Genomic DNA, 15,471 nt, shown 5'->3' on the forward strand with positions numbered 1-15,471 from the left:
TTTTTCAGCAGCTTTGTATTGGCATGAGTAACTGGCATGAGTAACAGCTTATATAGCAGAATGCATTTTTATATAATCCTTGTGATATTAATTTGAAAATTGTAAATCCTGTGTTTCCGGAAAAAAGGAACATCGTTTCTTTCATGCTCCTCAAGCCTTATAATTTCAAAACAATTCCATAATGTATATCAAGGGTTCCGCATTATACTTTGCTTAAGATATCAGTTTATATTGAATATTCAAATACCCCGGCACTGAAGTTTCCCTTCAGTTAAGGCCCCGAAAGGAGGATAAGAAATTGTCAGAAAACAATAATCCCAACACTGATTCCGGCACTGAGATGATAGCTGATGAAGAGCTCAGAAGAAAGATTTCCGAGCACCCCTGCTACGATAAAAGGGCCCAGCACAAGTACGGAAGGATCCACCTGGCCGTGGCCCCGAAGTGCAACATCCAGTGCAATTTTTGTGTGCGGGAATTCGACTGTGTAAACGAGAGCAGGCCGGGGGTTACGAGCAAGGTGCTGACTCCTCAGGAGGCTCTGGAAAAGACGGTGCTGGTCCTGAAGGAATATCCGTTTATCAAGGTGGTAGCAGTTGCAGGTCCGGGGGATCCCCTCGCCAACGACGAGACCTTTGAGACCTTTGAGCTAATCCGGGAACAATTCCCTGAAATTACCCTTTGCATGAGTACGAACGGTCTGATGCTTCCCGAAAAGCTCCCCGATATGCTGAGAGTGGACGTCTCCACTCTGACCGTTACGGTAAATGCCATTGATCCTGAAATCCAGGCGCAGATCGTGAACCACGTCTCCTACCACGGTAAAGTCTACAAAGGAGTCGAGGCTGCCAAAATCCTGATCAAAAATCAGCTTGACGGTATAAAGGCAGCTGTGGACGCGGGGATTGTTGTCAAGATCAACACCGTTTTGATTCCCGGCCTCAACGACAAGCATGTGCTTGATATTGCAAAGAAAATCAATGAACTCGGGGTCTACATCATGAACATCATGCCCCTGATCACTCAGGGGGCTTTTGCCGACCGTGAGGCTCCGACTGCTGAGGAACGAAAAGAAGCTCAGGCCGCCTGTGAGCCCTATGTAATGCAGATGCGCCACTGCAGGCAGTGCAGGTCCGATGCCTACGGCCTGCTAAGCCAGGACCTTTCCCAAATGAGCGAGGAACGCAGGAGTGTCGTAAAACTGCAGACAAAAGAGCAGATGGAAAAGAGTATGAAAGAAATGGCTGAAAATGAAAAGGCCGAGTAAAAAAAGATCTGTAAAAGATCTGTAAAAATTCTTAAAAATCTGAATGTGGGAGTTCCGGGCAATTTCCTGAAGAACAGGAAAGGTCCCGAAACTCCTTTTTGGAACGAAAAAAAGATTTCTCCTGAAAAGAAACGGAAATTCGAAGTTCTTTCCTGAAATCCGTATTCAGAACTCGATTTTTAATTTTTTTGAGTATAGTACGTAATAGCACCCAATAGATATAATTAGTATCTATATTACATTATATAATATCCACTATTAATGCAAAAGAAGTGCTCAATCTGCTAAAGGTATCAAGAAATACATTAAGCATCAGAAATATTTGATGAAATAATTTCAATGCTTCATTATTATTCTGTGAAACATTATAGCAAAAGAAAAGAAAAAAGGTTAGAAATCGAGGTCGAGCCAAATTGATAATTAAACGTGTTGAGCAAATCCAGTTTCATTCCAGGGAAATAGGGGATTTGTGCCATAAGTCCAAAAACCTGTACAATTTCTCTGATTATATTATCAGACAGGAGTTCTTCAATAAAGGAAAATGGATCAGGTACAATAAACTTTATGGGCTTGTGAAGGCCTCTGAGCCTTACAAAGAGCTTCCTGCTAAATCTGCTCAACAGACTCTGAAAGTACTTGACTGTAACTGGAAATCTTTTTTCGAAGCTTTAAAATCTTACAAAAAGAATCCTGAACTTTTCACAGGCAAACCAAAGCCTCCAAAGTACCTGGAAAAAAACGGGGAATACCTGTTAATTTTTACAAATCAACAGGTCAGGATCAAAGACGGGATGCTCAAGTTTCCCAAAGTAGTTCCGTTATCCATCCAGACAAGACTTCCTGATGATACTAATTTGAGAGAAGTCAGGATCATTCCAAAACACGCAGGATACACCTGTGAAATTGTTTTTGAAAAGGAAATCGAAGACCCCATACCTCTCAATTCCGGTCGAGTCTTGGGAATTGATCTTGGAGTTGTCAACCTCGTAACCATTGGAAACAATTTTGGAGAAAATCCAATTATTGTTAAGGGCGGGGTTGCCAAGTCAGTAAACCAGTTTTACAACAAGCAGAAAGCAAAGCTCCAGAGCACTTATGAGAAGTATGGAATCAAAACAGGAAAGAGTGTAGAAGTACTTATCCATAAACGAAACTCAAGGATTAAAGACGTACTCCACAAACTGAGCAGGGCAATAATCAACTATTCTCTGGAAATGAACGTGGAGAAAATCATTGTCGGAAGCAACCCTTTCTGGAAACAGAAAGTCAACATGGGTAAGAAAAATAACCAGAATTTTGCTCAGATACCTCACAGTACCCTTATTTCAATGGTCGAATACAAGGCCAAAGAGGTTGGAATTTCGGTTGAACGGATCGAAGAATCCTATACAAGCAAATGCTCTTTCCTTGATAATGAGCCGATGGAACACCATGAAGAATATCTCGGAAAACGGGTCAAAAGAGGGCTTTTCCGAAGTGCCACAGGAGTTCTTCTTAATGCTGATGTCAATGCAGCATATAATATGATTAGAAAAGCAATCCCTAATGCCTTTGCAGAGGGGATAGAGGGTGTTGTGCTTCACCCCGTTAGTGTTAATCCACTATACAAAGAACAGTTTATATCACAAATTCATAATAGTTTGTGATCCTAATTAGGACTTTTCATAGCATAATCATTCAAGAGAGATTGCCCCATTCGGACATGCATCTTCGCATACTCCGCAGTCAAGACACTCGTCTTCTTTCACAACTGCAATATCATCAACAAGGGTAATTGCGGCCGCAGGGCACTCATCCACACATGCTCCGCATCCGGTACAGGAATCTGCATTAACTTTTGCTGTCATTTTTTTCTTCCTCTTTTTTAATTTAATATTGTTATTTATCTATATATTTCTAGTATATTAGTATTCTATAAAAGTTTTCTTATTTTTATAAGTAAGCTTGAATCATCCTATTAAATAAAAAGCTATCGAAATATATCTTGAAAATAAGGCTTTAAACTCAGCTTTCAAAGAAGAGCTATTTTTGCCTTGATTTGCCACAAAAATCAGTGGCAAGGAAGATCCGTTAAAAAAAATATTTGTAAGGCCTAAGTTCTAAATTACATTTAAAAAGCCTATTGTATCTGTTTTTTGAAGAAATATCTTTATATACGTAGAACCTAAATTTATATCATGGTTTTTTTAAAACAGAAAATAATCAACGGTAAAAAATACTGGTATATTATTAAAACTGGCAGAATTGATGGAAAAGTGAAAACTATATTTCAGATATATTTAGGCAATGCCGAAAAAATATTTGAAATGAAAAAACAGAGTGAATCATTGCCCTACATGAAACTGAAATCTTTTGAGTACGGCAAACTTGCCGCACTTCTTCATGTGAATGAAGAGCTTGGATTCGTTGACATAGTGAACAAGCACACTATGAAAAAATCAATCGATGGTTTAAGTGTCGGAGAGTATCTTTTACTTGATATAGTGGGGAAATCTCATGGAGTTTTAAGTGAAAACGGTATTGGGGAATGGTTCAAAAAATCGGCCTTATCTTTTAAGTGGAAATTCCCTCATAAATTAAATTGTCAGAATTTTTTGAATCATATGAATTACATTGATTCCGACACAATGAAAAATATTGAAGACGATTTGTGCCGAGTTCTCATCGAAAAAGGACTAACCCCTTCAGTACTGTTTGTGGATGAATCAAACTGGTTCACTTATGCTACCAATTATGATGAAAAAAGTGAATTGCTTCATAAAGGGTATAACAAAAAGCATCGTAAAGACAAAAATCAGGTATCTGTAGCGCTGGCTGCTAATGATTACAACTTACCTTTTATTCACGAGACATATCCAGGAAATGTGCATGATTCAGAGGAATTTTCAGGTCTGGTTGACAAAATAGTAAACCGTCTAACCGAATTGAATATTTGTTCGGAAGACCTTGTTCTTGTTTTTGATAAGGGAAACAATTCAAAGGACAACATTGAAAAAGCAACTTCAAAGATGAATTTTGTAGGGGCTGTAAAAGCAAATCAGGCAGATGATCTTCTTGAAGTGCCATTATCTAAATATCAATTTTTATATGAAAGCTCAGAAGGCCACAAAATTTATGGCTATCGGACAAAGCATCAGTTTTACGGGACAGAATTTACAACAGTAATTACTTTCAATGAAGGAACTCACAAACTTCAAAAAAGAACTTGTGAGTCAAATATGTCAAAAATAACTGAGAATCTGGAAGACCTACAGAGGAGACTGGAAAGCAACAGAGGAAAAGCAAGAAACAGGAGCAGTGTAGAAAAAGAGGTTGCAGACATTATTATCAAAAAATACAGAAGTATGGTGAAATATGAAATTACTGATGCTCCTGAAGGTAAGAAAAAACCTCAGTTAAAGTTCTGGATTGACGAAGAGAATAAAAATAAGCGCGAAAATTCATTAGGAAAAAATATACTATTTACAGATAAGCACCGTTGGCACACTAAAAAAATTGTGCAAACATACAACAATAAAGGCGCTATAGAGGATGATTTTAAGCTATTGAATGATCACCTGCTTGTCCCTGTGGGACCGGTGTACCACCACAAAGATGAAAATATCAAAGTTCACGTATTTCTGTCTATAATTGGCTTACTTTTCTACAGATATTTAGCCTGGGAGACAAAGAGATATGGTCTTTCTATGAGAAGACTAATTGAAAATTTGTCCGAAATTAGGCTGGCAGTTATCCAGGATAAAGAATCAAATAAGTGTAATATTATTCTGGAAGAGATGAGTACAAAGCAAGCATCATTATTTTCTTTCTTGAACTTGGGTAATTACCTGCCACCCCAATAAAAACGTCATCAGTAGGATTATTCATTCCTTAGGCCCACACAAACAAAGCCGCTTGATAACGGAAAAACATGCATCTTTGAAAGTAAAGTTAAAGGCGTGAAAATCATTTTTGGGAAACAAATGTAAAAGCAACAGAGACAAAAAGGATGAGTTATATGGGGTTGTGCATAATTATGCATATAATCTCTTATTAAGTTCTTAAATGAAGGAGGAAAAGCCTTGCCCGAAAAAAAGAAAAGCGATATATCAGAGACAACCTCTTCCCGGGCTCCGGAAGAAAAATTTCCGGCAGAGCCTGAAAACCCCGAAAACACAGAAAAACAGAAACATACTTTTGATAAAGACCGTTACCGGATAATAGCCGAGCACCCCTGTTACAGCGAAAGTGCAAGGCATAGATTCGGGAGGATGCACCTGGCAGTCGCCCCTAAGTGCAATATTCAGTGTAACTTCTGCGTGCGGGATTTTGCCTGTGTGAACGAAAACAGGCCGGGAGTGACTGCAGAGGTCTTGAGCCCCGACCAGGCTTTTGAAAAGGCAAAACAGGCTCTTGAAGAATACCCTTTCATCAAGGTGATAGGGATTGCGGGCCCCGGAGAACCCCTTGCCAACGAGGAGACCTTCGAGACAATGGAGAGGCTGCGGCAGGAATTTCCGGACCGCCCCTTCTGTATGAGCACTAACGGTTTGCTCCTTCCTGAAAAACTCCCGGAACTTGTCCGGCTGGGGGTGGCCACTCTGACCGTGACCGTAAACGCCGTGGACCCGGAAATCCAGGGGAAGATATGTGACCATATCACGTACGAAGGAAAAGTATACAGGGAAGCCGAAGGGGCCGTAATTCATATCAAAAAGCAGCTTGAGGGAGTCGAGGCTGCGGTAAAGGCAGGGCTTGTGGTCAAGATCAATACTGTCTTCATCCCGGGCATAAATGACGGGCATGTTGTGGAGATTGCAAAAGCCGTCAGGGAACGAGGGGTCTACATAATGAACATCATGCCTCTTATCCCACAGGGAGCTTTTGCCCATATACGAGCCCCGACCCCCGAAGAGGTGCAGGCTGCCCAGGACACCTGTGAGCCCTATGTCAGGCAGATGCGGCATTGCAGGCAGTGCAGGTCTGACGCTTACGGATATCTTGACCAGGACCTTTCTCAGATGAGCGAGGAACGCAGAAAGCTTATCAGGATAGAGACTAAGGCAAAGCAGATGCTTCAGAAAGAAGGAGCAGAAGGGAATAAAAGAGTGTAAACTACCCTTCCCCTCTTTTTTGGAGTCTAAAAGGGGTATTTTGCGGATGGTTAAAATCAGAAAAATGGGTAAACAAAAGAATCTCTAATAATAAGCAAATGTTTATATCGTATCCCATATACGATGCCTGAAAATAATTTTTTTCCTGATTTTTATCTATTTTATCTTTACGGTATTTTTACGGCTTGGGCTTTTAATAAAAGAAAAAGGAAGTTTCTGGATTGGACCTGGAAAAACTTGCAGAAGGAATAAGGAATTTTGAAGGAGTGACCCGGAAAAGGCAGATCGAGGACATTGTCTCGATCTTTGAAAGCGTCCGGTCTGAGTATAAGGACGCTATCGTGGATTTCGGAGACGACGCGGCGGTAATTGATATAGGAGGCGACGATGTCATCCTTTTCGCCGCAGACGGGATATGGGGTCGGCTCCTGGAGAAAAGCCCCTGGTGGGCCGGGTATGGGGCCGTGGTGGTAAATGTAAATGATATCGCGGCCATGGGAGGTAGGCCTATTGCCATGGTGGACATAGCATCCGCAAACAGCCCGGAAGCCTGCAAGGAACTCATGGAAGGTCTGGCCGAGGGGGTCCGGAAATTCGGAATCCCTGTTGTGGGCGGACACCTGCACCCGGACACGGATTATACCTCCCTATCCGTTGCTATTATAGGGATTGCTAAAAAGGATTCTATCATACGGAGTGATACTGCAAAACCCGGGGACCTCGTGATTGCGGCCTACGACATGGACGGAAAAATCGGGATCAATTCTCCTTATAGCTGGGACACGACCTCCTTTAAGGAGCCGAAAGTGGTCAGGGAAAGCTACCTGGTTCCCCGAAAAATCGCCGAAGCCGGGCTTGTTACCGCAGGCAAGGACATCAGTAACCCTGGGCTCATTGGGACGCTCGGTATGCTCTGCGAGACCAGCAGAGTCGGGGCTTCCGTGGACCTTGAAAAGGTCCCTGTGCCGGAGGGCGTGGACTTTGAGCAGTGGTTGAAGGTACATCCGGGCACGGGCTATGTCTTTACGGCAGAACCGGAAAAAGCAAAAGCGTGCGTGGAAATTTTTGAAGAGGCAGGCCTGACCGCGGTCGTTATCGGAAAGATCGAGGAAGGCTTGAAGCTTGATATTTATGAAAAAGAGGACAAAGTCACGGTCTTTGATTTTTCAAAGGACGGTATTACAGGCATAAGTGTCCCCTGATCAGGGAACTTCTGCCTGTATCTTTTTTCTGCATTTTTTCTGTAATCTACTGCTCCGGGGAATGAAGCAGGAATCCCACGGTTTCAGATTTTTAGTCTTGGGTAGTTGACTCTTTTGTATCTTCCCCGATCCAGGCCTTCATTTCCTCGTAAAGGAACTTTTCTGCGGCCTGGACTGTTTCAAGGGTGCCGCGGAGGACCAGGACTTCCCTTTCTTCACTGTTGGCGATGTTTACCTGCATTTTTCGTTGCACAGGTTCAAGTTCAAATTCCTCCACAAGGTCAATGATGATGGACATAACAGTTCCTGGCGGAATGATGAGGTCATAGAGCTCTTCGAGGTTGATTTCCACCCCATCTTCTCTCGCTTTTTCCGCCTGTTTGCTGGCAATCAAATCATCCAGGTTAAGCGTTTTATGCATTCTTTGGACCACCTTTTCTCATTATAAGGATCTGATAACTTTGATCATATTTATGGTTGTTTCTTAAACTTTGTTCATTTTTATATTGTGTTTGGGGTGCGCAGCCGGGAGTAAATGGGGGTGAATAAATAAAAAGGTAATTGAGGATTGCCTAGCAACACGTTTTTAACAGCAATACCCAATATTGAATTAACTCTGACCCATAAGGAATTTTGAGGCTTCAAGGGCTTTCAAATTTACAAAGTTAAGCAACATTTATCACAAATGAAAATCTTTTACAAGAGGATAGTCATGAAGGAATATAAATTAAAACGCGGCTTTAAACCTGATCCGGAACGAATTTATGCTGTTTTACAGGAATGTTTCCCTTCTGAAATCACCCGGAATGGGGACCGGTTCGAGACCTCCTATGGGGCAATGTCAAAGATCTCAGTCTGGATTGAGGACAAGAAACTCTGTGTGGATACGGTCTCCGACACCAGCATGACGGATGATGAGCTTATCCTCAAGACCAACAGGGCTTTCCGTGACTTCCTTAATGAGGGCACGGGATACTCTGCAAAAGAGCGGATGAAACAGGCCAAGAAGGCTGTCGCCGGCAAATAAGCTGCCGGCCAGACCTCCTGTTTTATCATTTTTGAAAACTGAACATCTTTTGCCTGAGGGATTTTTTTGGACTTCGATTTTCTGGAAAAACTAAAGGGCCTGGAGATTCCGACCTGTCTCCGGGTCTGCTGCGGGACCGACGGTTCGGTGACTTTCCTACTGGAAATTATGACCCGCAGGTCCGTGAACGTGGAAACTGAATCTCAGTACGTCCGCAGGGCTGATAGGGACGAAGCGGTCCTCCTGGGAATTGAGGAGGGCAGCGAGATAAATGATCGGAAGGTCCTGCTCTATGCGGGCGAGACGGTCTTTGCTCACGCAAGGTCTCTTTCTCCCCTTGAAAGAATGCCGCAGACCATGCGGGAACAGCTCATGTGCGCGGATATTCCCATAGGCCGGATCTTAAGGGACCACGGCCTTGAGACCCGTCGGGATATGGGTAAACTTGAAATCCTGGAGGGAAATACTTCTTTCGGGGACGTGCCCGTGCTTTCCCGGACTTATAAAATAGTCCATAAAAACAGTGTGCTCATGTGGATTAATGAAGAGTTTCCTATTGATGAGCGCTGGAAACTTTAAATTTTCTTTTTTTTTTTTTTTCTTTCTTTTCTCTTTTATTTGGAGGGCAGGGGGCATGTTCTTCCCGTGACCTGCTCTGTTCCTCATCTTTCCTCAGGGCAGGGGCTTGTGGATGCGGTGTATTTCTTCTGCACTTTTTATAACTTATTCCAATAATTTTGTAAAACTCCCTGATTTTTCCGGTCAAACACTTACGTACAATCTAATTTTGTTACAAACTCCTCGCTTTGTTTGGGTACAGTTGTCTACAGACTTAGGGAAATCCTTCGTCCACTCGACAGCTTTATATGTTTGGTGTGATATTTTGGAGGTGCTCTTATGGCAGCAGTGCCTCGATGGCTCAGAGGTAGAGCGCGTCCTTGGTAAGGACGAGGCCGCGGGTTCAAATCCCGCTCGAGGCTTTTTCCTATGACTCTTTTGATGTGACTTTTTTGAAGATTAATAAATTGAAGCTACACACTATATATTATATTTTTCTAAAGAACTTCTCTGCTAAGTCATATTGTTGTTTTCCAGATCAGTTGATGTTGTTTTTTAGACTGCATCAAATAATTCCTGATTCTTTTTTTACCTCTAAACATCTAAAAGGTGGGTCCTTTAACCTTCTAAACGATTTTATTTTTCAAAATACACATTCGCAACTTATTTATAGCATACGGGATTTATAAAAATAACAGAACAGATGAGCCAGAAGCTATTACAACGCAGGCATTTTTATGATGGGGATATTCGCCGATAGGGCAAGAACAGGAAAAAAAGTCATTCTGACTTTAATAAACGGGATCGTGCTTGAAGGGAATATTGCAGGTCTTGGTGAGGATTACATTTTAGTTGAAACTGACAGGGGCAGCGCAGGCGTCCGGCACGCAATGGTAGGGGCTTGGGAATTATTATCCGGTTCAAAGCCGGAAAATGAGTCGGAAATTATGAAAAATGGCCCCTGGCCTGGTGGGGCCGAAGGGTACAGTCCTGAAAATATTTGTCCTGAATCCGGACCTGAAGAGGAAGTCGAAGCATATGGCCCGCTTGCAGGCCGCATGGGAGAACTGCTCGGAGATTTCAAGAAAAATGTCACAGGAGCAAAACTGTCCCTGAAAGAGCCGGACTTTTCATTTCCCTTAAACAGCCTTGATTCGGATCACCTGCAGGATGACAAAAAAGAATGGGATAAAATAAACAGCAAGTACCGAGATTTCATAAAAAATAAAAACCTATCCCCCATCCCCCTCCTTGTAACCGAACTGCTGAAATTTGCCCGAAAATACCCTGAAATCGGGGTTTTCTATTACAATGCTGCCTGCTATCAGGTAAAGCTTGAAGACTTCCAGCAGGCTCTGGAATACTTTGAAGAGGCGGCCAGCCGTGAACCCCTGCCGGAATACTTCTATAATGCCGCAGCCTCGGCTCTGAAAATCCGGGATTATGAAAAGGCCCGGCTTTCCCTTGCCCGCTACTTCGAGTTTGTGGACCCGCTGGAAGCCCGAAATGCCTGGTATGTATTCTGTGGCCTGACTGAAAATCGGGGAGGAGCTGGTGGTGGAAACACTGCTTTGCCCCGCTATTCCTTATTCAGGGATGTCCTCCTTTCCTGCCTCAGGAATTCCGGGCAGGGAGAAGTCGTTGGTCAGGAAACTGGGGCAAATGGACGTGAGAAACTTGAATTTTTGGTGAAATCGGCCCTTTATTTATTGGAAATGGGGAAAAAATACAGAGAGGCCGAATCCTTGGTCGTTTTTTTTGATAATGAGAAAAATGAAGATGTGGTGACTGAGGGAGAAAATGAAGATGGGGTAATTGAGGGGGAAAATAAAGATGGGGAGATTGAGGAGGAAAAAGGGGCTGAGTGGGAGGAGGTGACCTTCCTGCTTGAGGAGGCCCTTGCAGTTTTTTCAGAATATACTGGTGCTGAATGTGAAACTAATGTTGAAGTTTTGAATCAGCACAAAAAAGGTTTTCAGGCTGAAGGCTTGAAAGAAAAAGCCTCTCAGGAAATCGTTCAAGATGTCGTTCAGGAGGTCATTAAAGATGTCACTCAAGAGACCTCTCAGAGGGCTGTCCATGAAAGTGATGCAGTGGGTGACAGGGAAGAGCCTGGAAGAATAGAGAGCAGGAATCCGCAGGGTGAAGGCTCTGAAAAATATAACACCGGGTCGAATCAGAAAGAGTCAGGGGAAATCGACGAATACGACATAGACCTTGAGGAACTAAAAGCGATTTCTACCTCCTCTCTTTACGAAAGCAAAAACAGCAAAGAAGGCGAACCCTCAAAAGTTCTCTGCAGCAAAATTCCTCGTAGGGTGGGCGACATATACAATTATATCGCAGCGCAGGGGTACGGTTTTATAATGGACAGGGAGGGCAAAAATCACTTTTTTCACGTGAGTTCGATTATAGATAGCTCAATATCCGATGGGGGGCTGAATAACATAGCCTGGGGCGCCCAGATGCGGGTTGTGTTTGAGTCTACGAAAGGTTCTCGGGGGGCTATAGCGGTCCAGATCTCTTCATATGAGGTCCTTAACGAGATGCAAAAGCTGGCAAAAAGGTATGCTAAGGCAAGGGATTACAAAAAAGCCGTTGAACAGGTCGAGTATCTGCTTTCAATCGAGCCTGAACATCCTGGTTCGAAGGAACTCCTCGAAGAATGGGAGATTAAACAAAATGTGGTCTTTGAAGAGGAAGAGGTTCTGGATGAATTGCTTAAAAATGAGCCAGGAAGCAGGGAGAACTGGGATTCGAAAGCTGATTTTCTCATTAAACACGGAAGGCATGAAGAGGCCCTTCCTGTAGTGGATAAGGTAATCGAACGGACCCCGGAGATTTTGAATTCCCTGCCTTCAAAAAAACAGTTATACTCTTTTAGGGATCTCTATGCTTTAAACCCCGAATATGTAAAAGCCCTCTGCAAAAAGAGTTTTGTGCTTTCCCGGCTCGGAAGGCATAAAGAAGCCCTGGAAACCGTTGATAAGGCCCTCAAAATCGATCATGAACATACCGATTCCCTTGCTATGAGAGCGTCCGCCCTTCTGGGACTTGAAAGGCCTCAGGAAGCCCTGGAAATCCTCGAAAAGGTTCTGGAGCAGGAGCCAAAAAGAGGGGATTTTCTCTTTTTGAAAGGAAAAGCCCTTTTGAAATTCCATGAATATGAAGAGGGGCTGGAGGAATTTGAAAGGGCCCGTTTTCTTTCCCCGAAAAACCCTGAGATTCTTTTGAAAATAGGATACGCCCTATCCAAACTTAACAGGTTTGCAGAAGCCGTCAAAGCCTATGACAAGGCAATAGAGCTCCGGCCAGAAAACCCCAGGGCCCTTGCAAACAAAGGTTTTATCCTCATCATGGCCGGGAAATACGAGGAAGCCCTTGAATTTTATAATGGCTTAATTTGCTTAAACCCTTTCAACCCCATGCTGTGGTCAAAGAAAGGGGCCATTCTTACCAAAATGCACAGGTCTGACGAAGCCTTAAGAGCTGTTGACCAGGCCCTGGAAATAGCCCCTTATGACTCGGAAACCCTGTTTACAAAGGGGTATATTTACTCCAAAAACGGAAGGCATGAAGAGGCTCTGAAGTACTTTGATAGGGTTCTGGAACTCAAACCCTATGACCAGAAAACTCTTACTAAAAAAGCTTTCGTATTCTCCAGGCTGGGCAGGCCCTATGAAGCTTTTGAGGCCATCAGAGAAGCCCTTGCACTCAGCTGGCATAATCCAAGGACCTGGTATTACAAGGGGTTTATCCATTACAATATTGAAGAGTATGAAGAGGCCCTTTTGGCTTTTAACAAATCCGCAGAATTGAATCCTGCAGACCCCCGAATCGAAAGAATGAAGCATTTTACTCTTGCCAGACTCGGAAGGCAAGAGGGCGAAAATTCAGCAGACAGCCTGCAGGCTGACGAAGAACTGTTTGATAAAGAACTGCAGGATGAGTATGATTCGGAAGAGTACTATTTCACATAAGGCAGGCAGGAAACCTGTTGTTTAGCGTGGGGTAGTTGACTGAGGGCTGACCTACTGAGGGAAAAAAGGGAGAACTGCCGGGCTATTGGGTAAGCTCTTTTCTGGCCCATCTCACTATTTTTGAAAAAGTTGTAATATATATATATTTTTATACATTTTTCCTCTTTTTGAATATTATATATATATTTTGTCATTTCAACTTATTTTTAATATTAAATTATGAAAAGAATTTGCTTTTTATTGAAATTTAGGCGTAAGCTTTAATAAATGAAAATTCGTGTAAGATTATAATATTTATATATAATATTTTTATAATATGTCACGAAGTTCAGCAGGTTACAGGGAATCACTGTTTTAAAAATTGGCAAACTTATTGAATTCCATGCCAAAAATTGGCTGATTTCTTTAATCCCAAACTAAAATTAGCTGATTTCTTTAATCCCAATTCAGAAATTGGCTGATTTCTTGAACCCCATCTAAAAAACGGAGCGTATTCATGGATATCTGGACACTTGTAAACGGCCTGATCTACCTTGCGGCCTTTGCCCTTTTTGGCTGGGTCCTGGTGGATGCAAGCAAAGTTTCTAAAAAAAGATAATCGTATGACGATCTTACCCAAAAATAATTTTTAAAAACGGAGGTATAAAAAAATGGCAGAATCGACAACAGATACCTCACATAGCGGAGGCCTCGTAAAAACCCTGAAGCCTTACCATGTCTGGGCCCTTGGTGTGGGCATCGTGCTGGTCGGGGAGTACATGGGCTGGAACTTCACGATTGCGAAAGGAGGCGTTTTAGGAGCCCTTTTCGCAATGCTCGTGGCAGGGACCATGTACACGGTTATTTCGCTCTGTGCAAGTGAATTAGGCTCGGCGACAAAGCTCGCCGGTGGGCCCTATGACTGGGCCAGGCTTTTTGTGGGGCCGGGAGCTGCGGCAATTGTCGGGCTTGCGGTATATATGGAATTTATTGCCCTTGAGGCGGCAGACGCGATTGTTGTTGCGAGTATAATGACCGAGATCTTTCCCCGGATACAGGTATTTCCGGTGACGCTTTTTGTAATCGCGCTTTTGACCTTTATCAACTACCGTGGGGTCGTGGGAGCTCTTACCCTGAACTTCGCGCTTACGATGCTGGCTTTCTTTGCAATCATTGCCTTTTTCTTCACAACTGCCCGTGGTGGAGTGAACATCCACCCGGAGTACCTGTTCGAAGGGGCAATTCCAAACGGTATGATAGGGCTTTTTGCGGCTCTCCAGTTTGGGCCCTGGTTCTTCCTCGGAATCGAAGGAGCCGCCATGTGCGCCGAGGAGTGCAAGCACCCTTCAAGGGCTGTACCTCTCGGGCAGCAGGCCGGGATGATCACCCTGCTCGTAGGCGCCGCAATGACGATCTATCTCTGTTCTTCCCTTATCCCCACAGCCCAGCTTGGCACGTCCGTTTACCCCCTATTTGAGGCTGCCCAGAACAGCGGCATAATATTCTTCATAGCCTTCCTGGGACTTGGCACCCTCCTGACCTGTGTGGCCAGTGCAAATGGCTGTGTCTGTGACGCTTCAAGGTCTTGGTTCGCCCTTTCGAGGGATGAATATGTATCTCCCTGGTTCGCGTCCGTGCACCCAAGATACAACACCCCTTACAGGGCCGTAATCTTCACAGCCCCGATTGCCGCAGCCTTTGCTTTTAGTGGTTACCTGGACCAGGTAATTACCTTCTCCATCATCTCGGGCCTGCTCTGCTACGTGTTCATTCCCTTCTCCCTGATCCGTTTCAGGAAGCTCTTCCCGGCAACAACAAGCGCTGTGAGGCCTTTTGCAGGTCCACTTCAGCCCTATATATCCTATTTTGCCATAGGAATTTCCATAATAATCATGTCCACCCTCTTCTGGGGGTACAAATACAACCTGCTCTTCGGGCTCCTTTTCTACATCATCGCGTACTTTTACTTTTCTTCCAAGAACAAGAGTTCGTCCGGAAGTGAACCCGTCTGGAGCGAACTGGGCTGGCCGGAGCCGGAAAAAGCCGGTTCTCAGTATTTAAAGGAGGTAGATGGCGTTGAGTTCAGCAGATAACGTAAACCAGGCAAAATACCAGAGCAGGCTTAACATGGACTCCGTCCTGATCGGGGGAATGCTTGCTCTGCTCTACGTAGCACAGCTTTTTCTTGTGTACTCTGTCCTTTCGGCAACCAGACCTGTCCTTGCGGAGCACGCAATCCTTGTGCCCGTTTATCTGGTATTTGTGGGTCTGATGTTTACAATCGAAACCATCGGCTGCCTGAAAGTCCGCAGTTCCCTAAAGCAGCACATGCATGAATTCCGTTATTATGAGTGAGGAGGCGTAC

13 protein-coding genes and 1 tRNA gene are annotated in these 15,471 nt (G+C 43.7%); 11 read left to right on the forward strand and 3 right to left on the reverse strand.

Annotated features, from left to right (window positions below):
* Positions 1-340: 340 nt before the first annotated feature.
* Both nifB and ACZ5QV_RS09580 read left to right on the forward strand, forming a co-directional pair.
* Positions 341-1,267 (forward strand): nitrogenase cofactor biosynthesis protein NifB, encoded by a 927-nt coding sequence (nifB, locus tag ACZ5QV_RS09575; protein ID WP_464602080.1) that lies wholly within the window; start codon positions 341-343, stop codon positions 1,265-1,267.
* 413 nt (positions 1,268-1,680) lie between these two features.
* Entirely contained in the window at positions 1,681-2,913 is a 1,233-nt protein-coding gene (locus ACZ5QV_RS09580) for an RNA-guided endonuclease InsQ/TnpB family protein (protein WP_464599610.1), read from the forward strand.
* Between the two features lie 27 nt (positions 2,914-2,940).
* Here ACZ5QV_RS09580 and ACZ5QV_RS09585 read toward each other — a convergent pair whose 3' ends face one another.
* Positions 2,941-3,153: an indolepyruvate ferredoxin oxidoreductase subunit alpha gene (locus tag ACZ5QV_RS09585; RefSeq protein ID WP_464602081.1), complete on the reverse strand. Its 213-nt coding sequence runs from the start codon at positions 3,151-3,153 to the stop codon at positions 2,941-2,943.
* Between the two features lie 291 nt (positions 3,154-3,444).
* On the opposite strand from ACZ5QV_RS09585, the gene ACZ5QV_RS09590 reads away from it, so the two are divergent.
* From ACZ5QV_RS09590 to ACZ5QV_RS09600, 3 genes are all read left to right on the forward strand, one after another.
* Entirely contained in the window at positions 3,445-5,109 is a 1,665-nt protein-coding gene (locus ACZ5QV_RS09590) for an IS1634 family transposase (protein WP_464599431.1), read from the forward strand.
* A 354-nt stretch (positions 5,110-5,463) separates the two neighbouring features.
* On the forward strand, positions 5,464-6,360 hold the full coding sequence (locus ACZ5QV_RS09595) for a radical SAM protein (protein WP_464602082.1): 897 nt from the start codon (positions 5,464-5,466) through the stop codon (positions 6,358-6,360).
* A gap of 221 nt (positions 6,361-6,581) precedes the next feature.
* A complete protein-coding gene (locus ACZ5QV_RS09600; protein WP_464599611.1) occupies positions 6,582-7,562 on the forward strand; it encodes a methanogenesis marker 2 protein in 981 nt (326 codons plus the stop codon).
* Between the two features lie 91 nt (positions 7,563-7,653).
* On the opposite strand, the gene ACZ5QV_RS09605 is transcribed toward ACZ5QV_RS09600, so the two are convergent.
* Positions 7,654-7,983, reverse strand: a complete 330-nt coding sequence (locus tag ACZ5QV_RS09605; protein WP_464599612.1) for a hypothetical protein — start codon at positions 7,981-7,983, stop codon at positions 7,654-7,656.
* A 291-nt stretch (positions 7,984-8,274) separates the two neighbouring features.
* Here ACZ5QV_RS09605 and ACZ5QV_RS09610 point away from each other — a divergent pair, with 291 nt between their 5' ends.
* Together ACZ5QV_RS09610 and ACZ5QV_RS09615 are read left to right on the forward strand one after the other, a co-directional pair.
* Positions 8,275-8,589, forward strand: a complete 315-nt coding sequence (locus ACZ5QV_RS09610; RefSeq protein ID WP_464599613.1) for a DUF5611 family protein — start codon at positions 8,275-8,277, stop codon at positions 8,587-8,589.
* Positions 8,590-8,655: 66 nt separating this feature from the next.
* A complete protein-coding gene (locus ACZ5QV_RS09615) occupies positions 8,656-9,168 on the forward strand; it encodes a chorismate--pyruvate lyase family protein (protein ID WP_464599614.1) in 513 nt (170 codons plus the stop codon).
* On the opposite strand, the gene ACZ5QV_RS09620 is transcribed toward ACZ5QV_RS09615, so the two are convergent.
* On the reverse strand, positions 9,143-9,355 hold the full coding sequence (locus ACZ5QV_RS09620; RefSeq protein WP_464599615.1) for a hypothetical protein: 213 nt from the start codon (positions 9,353-9,355) through the stop codon (positions 9,143-9,145). The two genes, ACZ5QV_RS09615 and ACZ5QV_RS09620, sit on opposite strands and share 26 nt — an antisense overlap.
* Before the next feature lie 142 nt (positions 9,356-9,497).
* On the opposite strand from ACZ5QV_RS09620, the gene ACZ5QV_RS09625 reads away from it, so the two are divergent.
* From ACZ5QV_RS09625 to ACZ5QV_RS09640, 4 genes are all read left to right on the forward strand, one after another.
* Positions 9,498-9,569: transfer RNA gene (locus ACZ5QV_RS09625), tRNA-Thr, on the forward strand.
* A 315-nt stretch (positions 9,570-9,884) separates the two neighbouring features.
* Positions 9,885-13,127: a tetratricopeptide repeat protein gene (locus ACZ5QV_RS09630; RefSeq protein WP_464599616.1), complete on the forward strand. Its 3,243-nt coding sequence runs from the start codon at positions 9,885-9,887 to the stop codon at positions 13,125-13,127.
* Positions 13,128-13,777: 650 nt separating this feature from the next.
* On the forward strand, positions 13,778-15,199 hold the full coding sequence (locus ACZ5QV_RS09635) for an APC family permease (protein WP_464599617.1): 1,422 nt from the start codon (positions 13,778-13,780) through the stop codon (positions 15,197-15,199).
* Positions 15,183-15,461 (forward strand): monomethylamine permease, encoded by a 279-nt coding sequence (locus tag ACZ5QV_RS09640; protein WP_464599618.1) that lies wholly within the window; start codon positions 15,183-15,185, stop codon positions 15,459-15,461. Before ACZ5QV_RS09635 ends, ACZ5QV_RS09640 begins: the two co-directional genes overlap by 17 nt.
* The last annotated feature ends 10 nt before the right edge of the window (positions 15,462-15,471 follow it).

The organism is Methanosarcina baltica, from assembly GCF_055394095.1.

Bases quoted from the DNA above. Each gene is read 5' to 3' on its own strand.
- nifB (WP_464602080.1), top strand. From the start codon at position 341: ATGATAGCTGATGAAGAGCTCAGAAGAAAGATTTCCGAGCACCCCTGC.
- ACZ5QV_RS09590 (WP_464599431.1), top strand. From the start codon at position 3,445: ATGGTTTTTTTAAAACAGAAAATAATCAACGGTAAAAAATACTGGTAT.
- ACZ5QV_RS09605 (WP_464599612.1), bottom strand. From the start codon at position 7,983: ATGCATAAAACGCTTAACCTGGATGATTTGATTGCCAGCAAACAGGCG.
- ACZ5QV_RS09610 (WP_464599613.1), top strand. From the start codon at position 8,275: ATGAAGGAATATAAATTAAAACGCGGCTTTAAACCTGATCCGGAACGA.
- ACZ5QV_RS09630 (WP_464599616.1), top strand. From the start codon at position 9,885: ATGATGGGGATATTCGCCGATAGGGCAAGAACAGGAAAAAAAGTCATT.
- ACZ5QV_RS09635 (WP_464599617.1), top strand. From the start codon at position 13,778: ATGGCAGAATCGACAACAGATACCTCACATAGCGGAGGCCTCGTAAAA.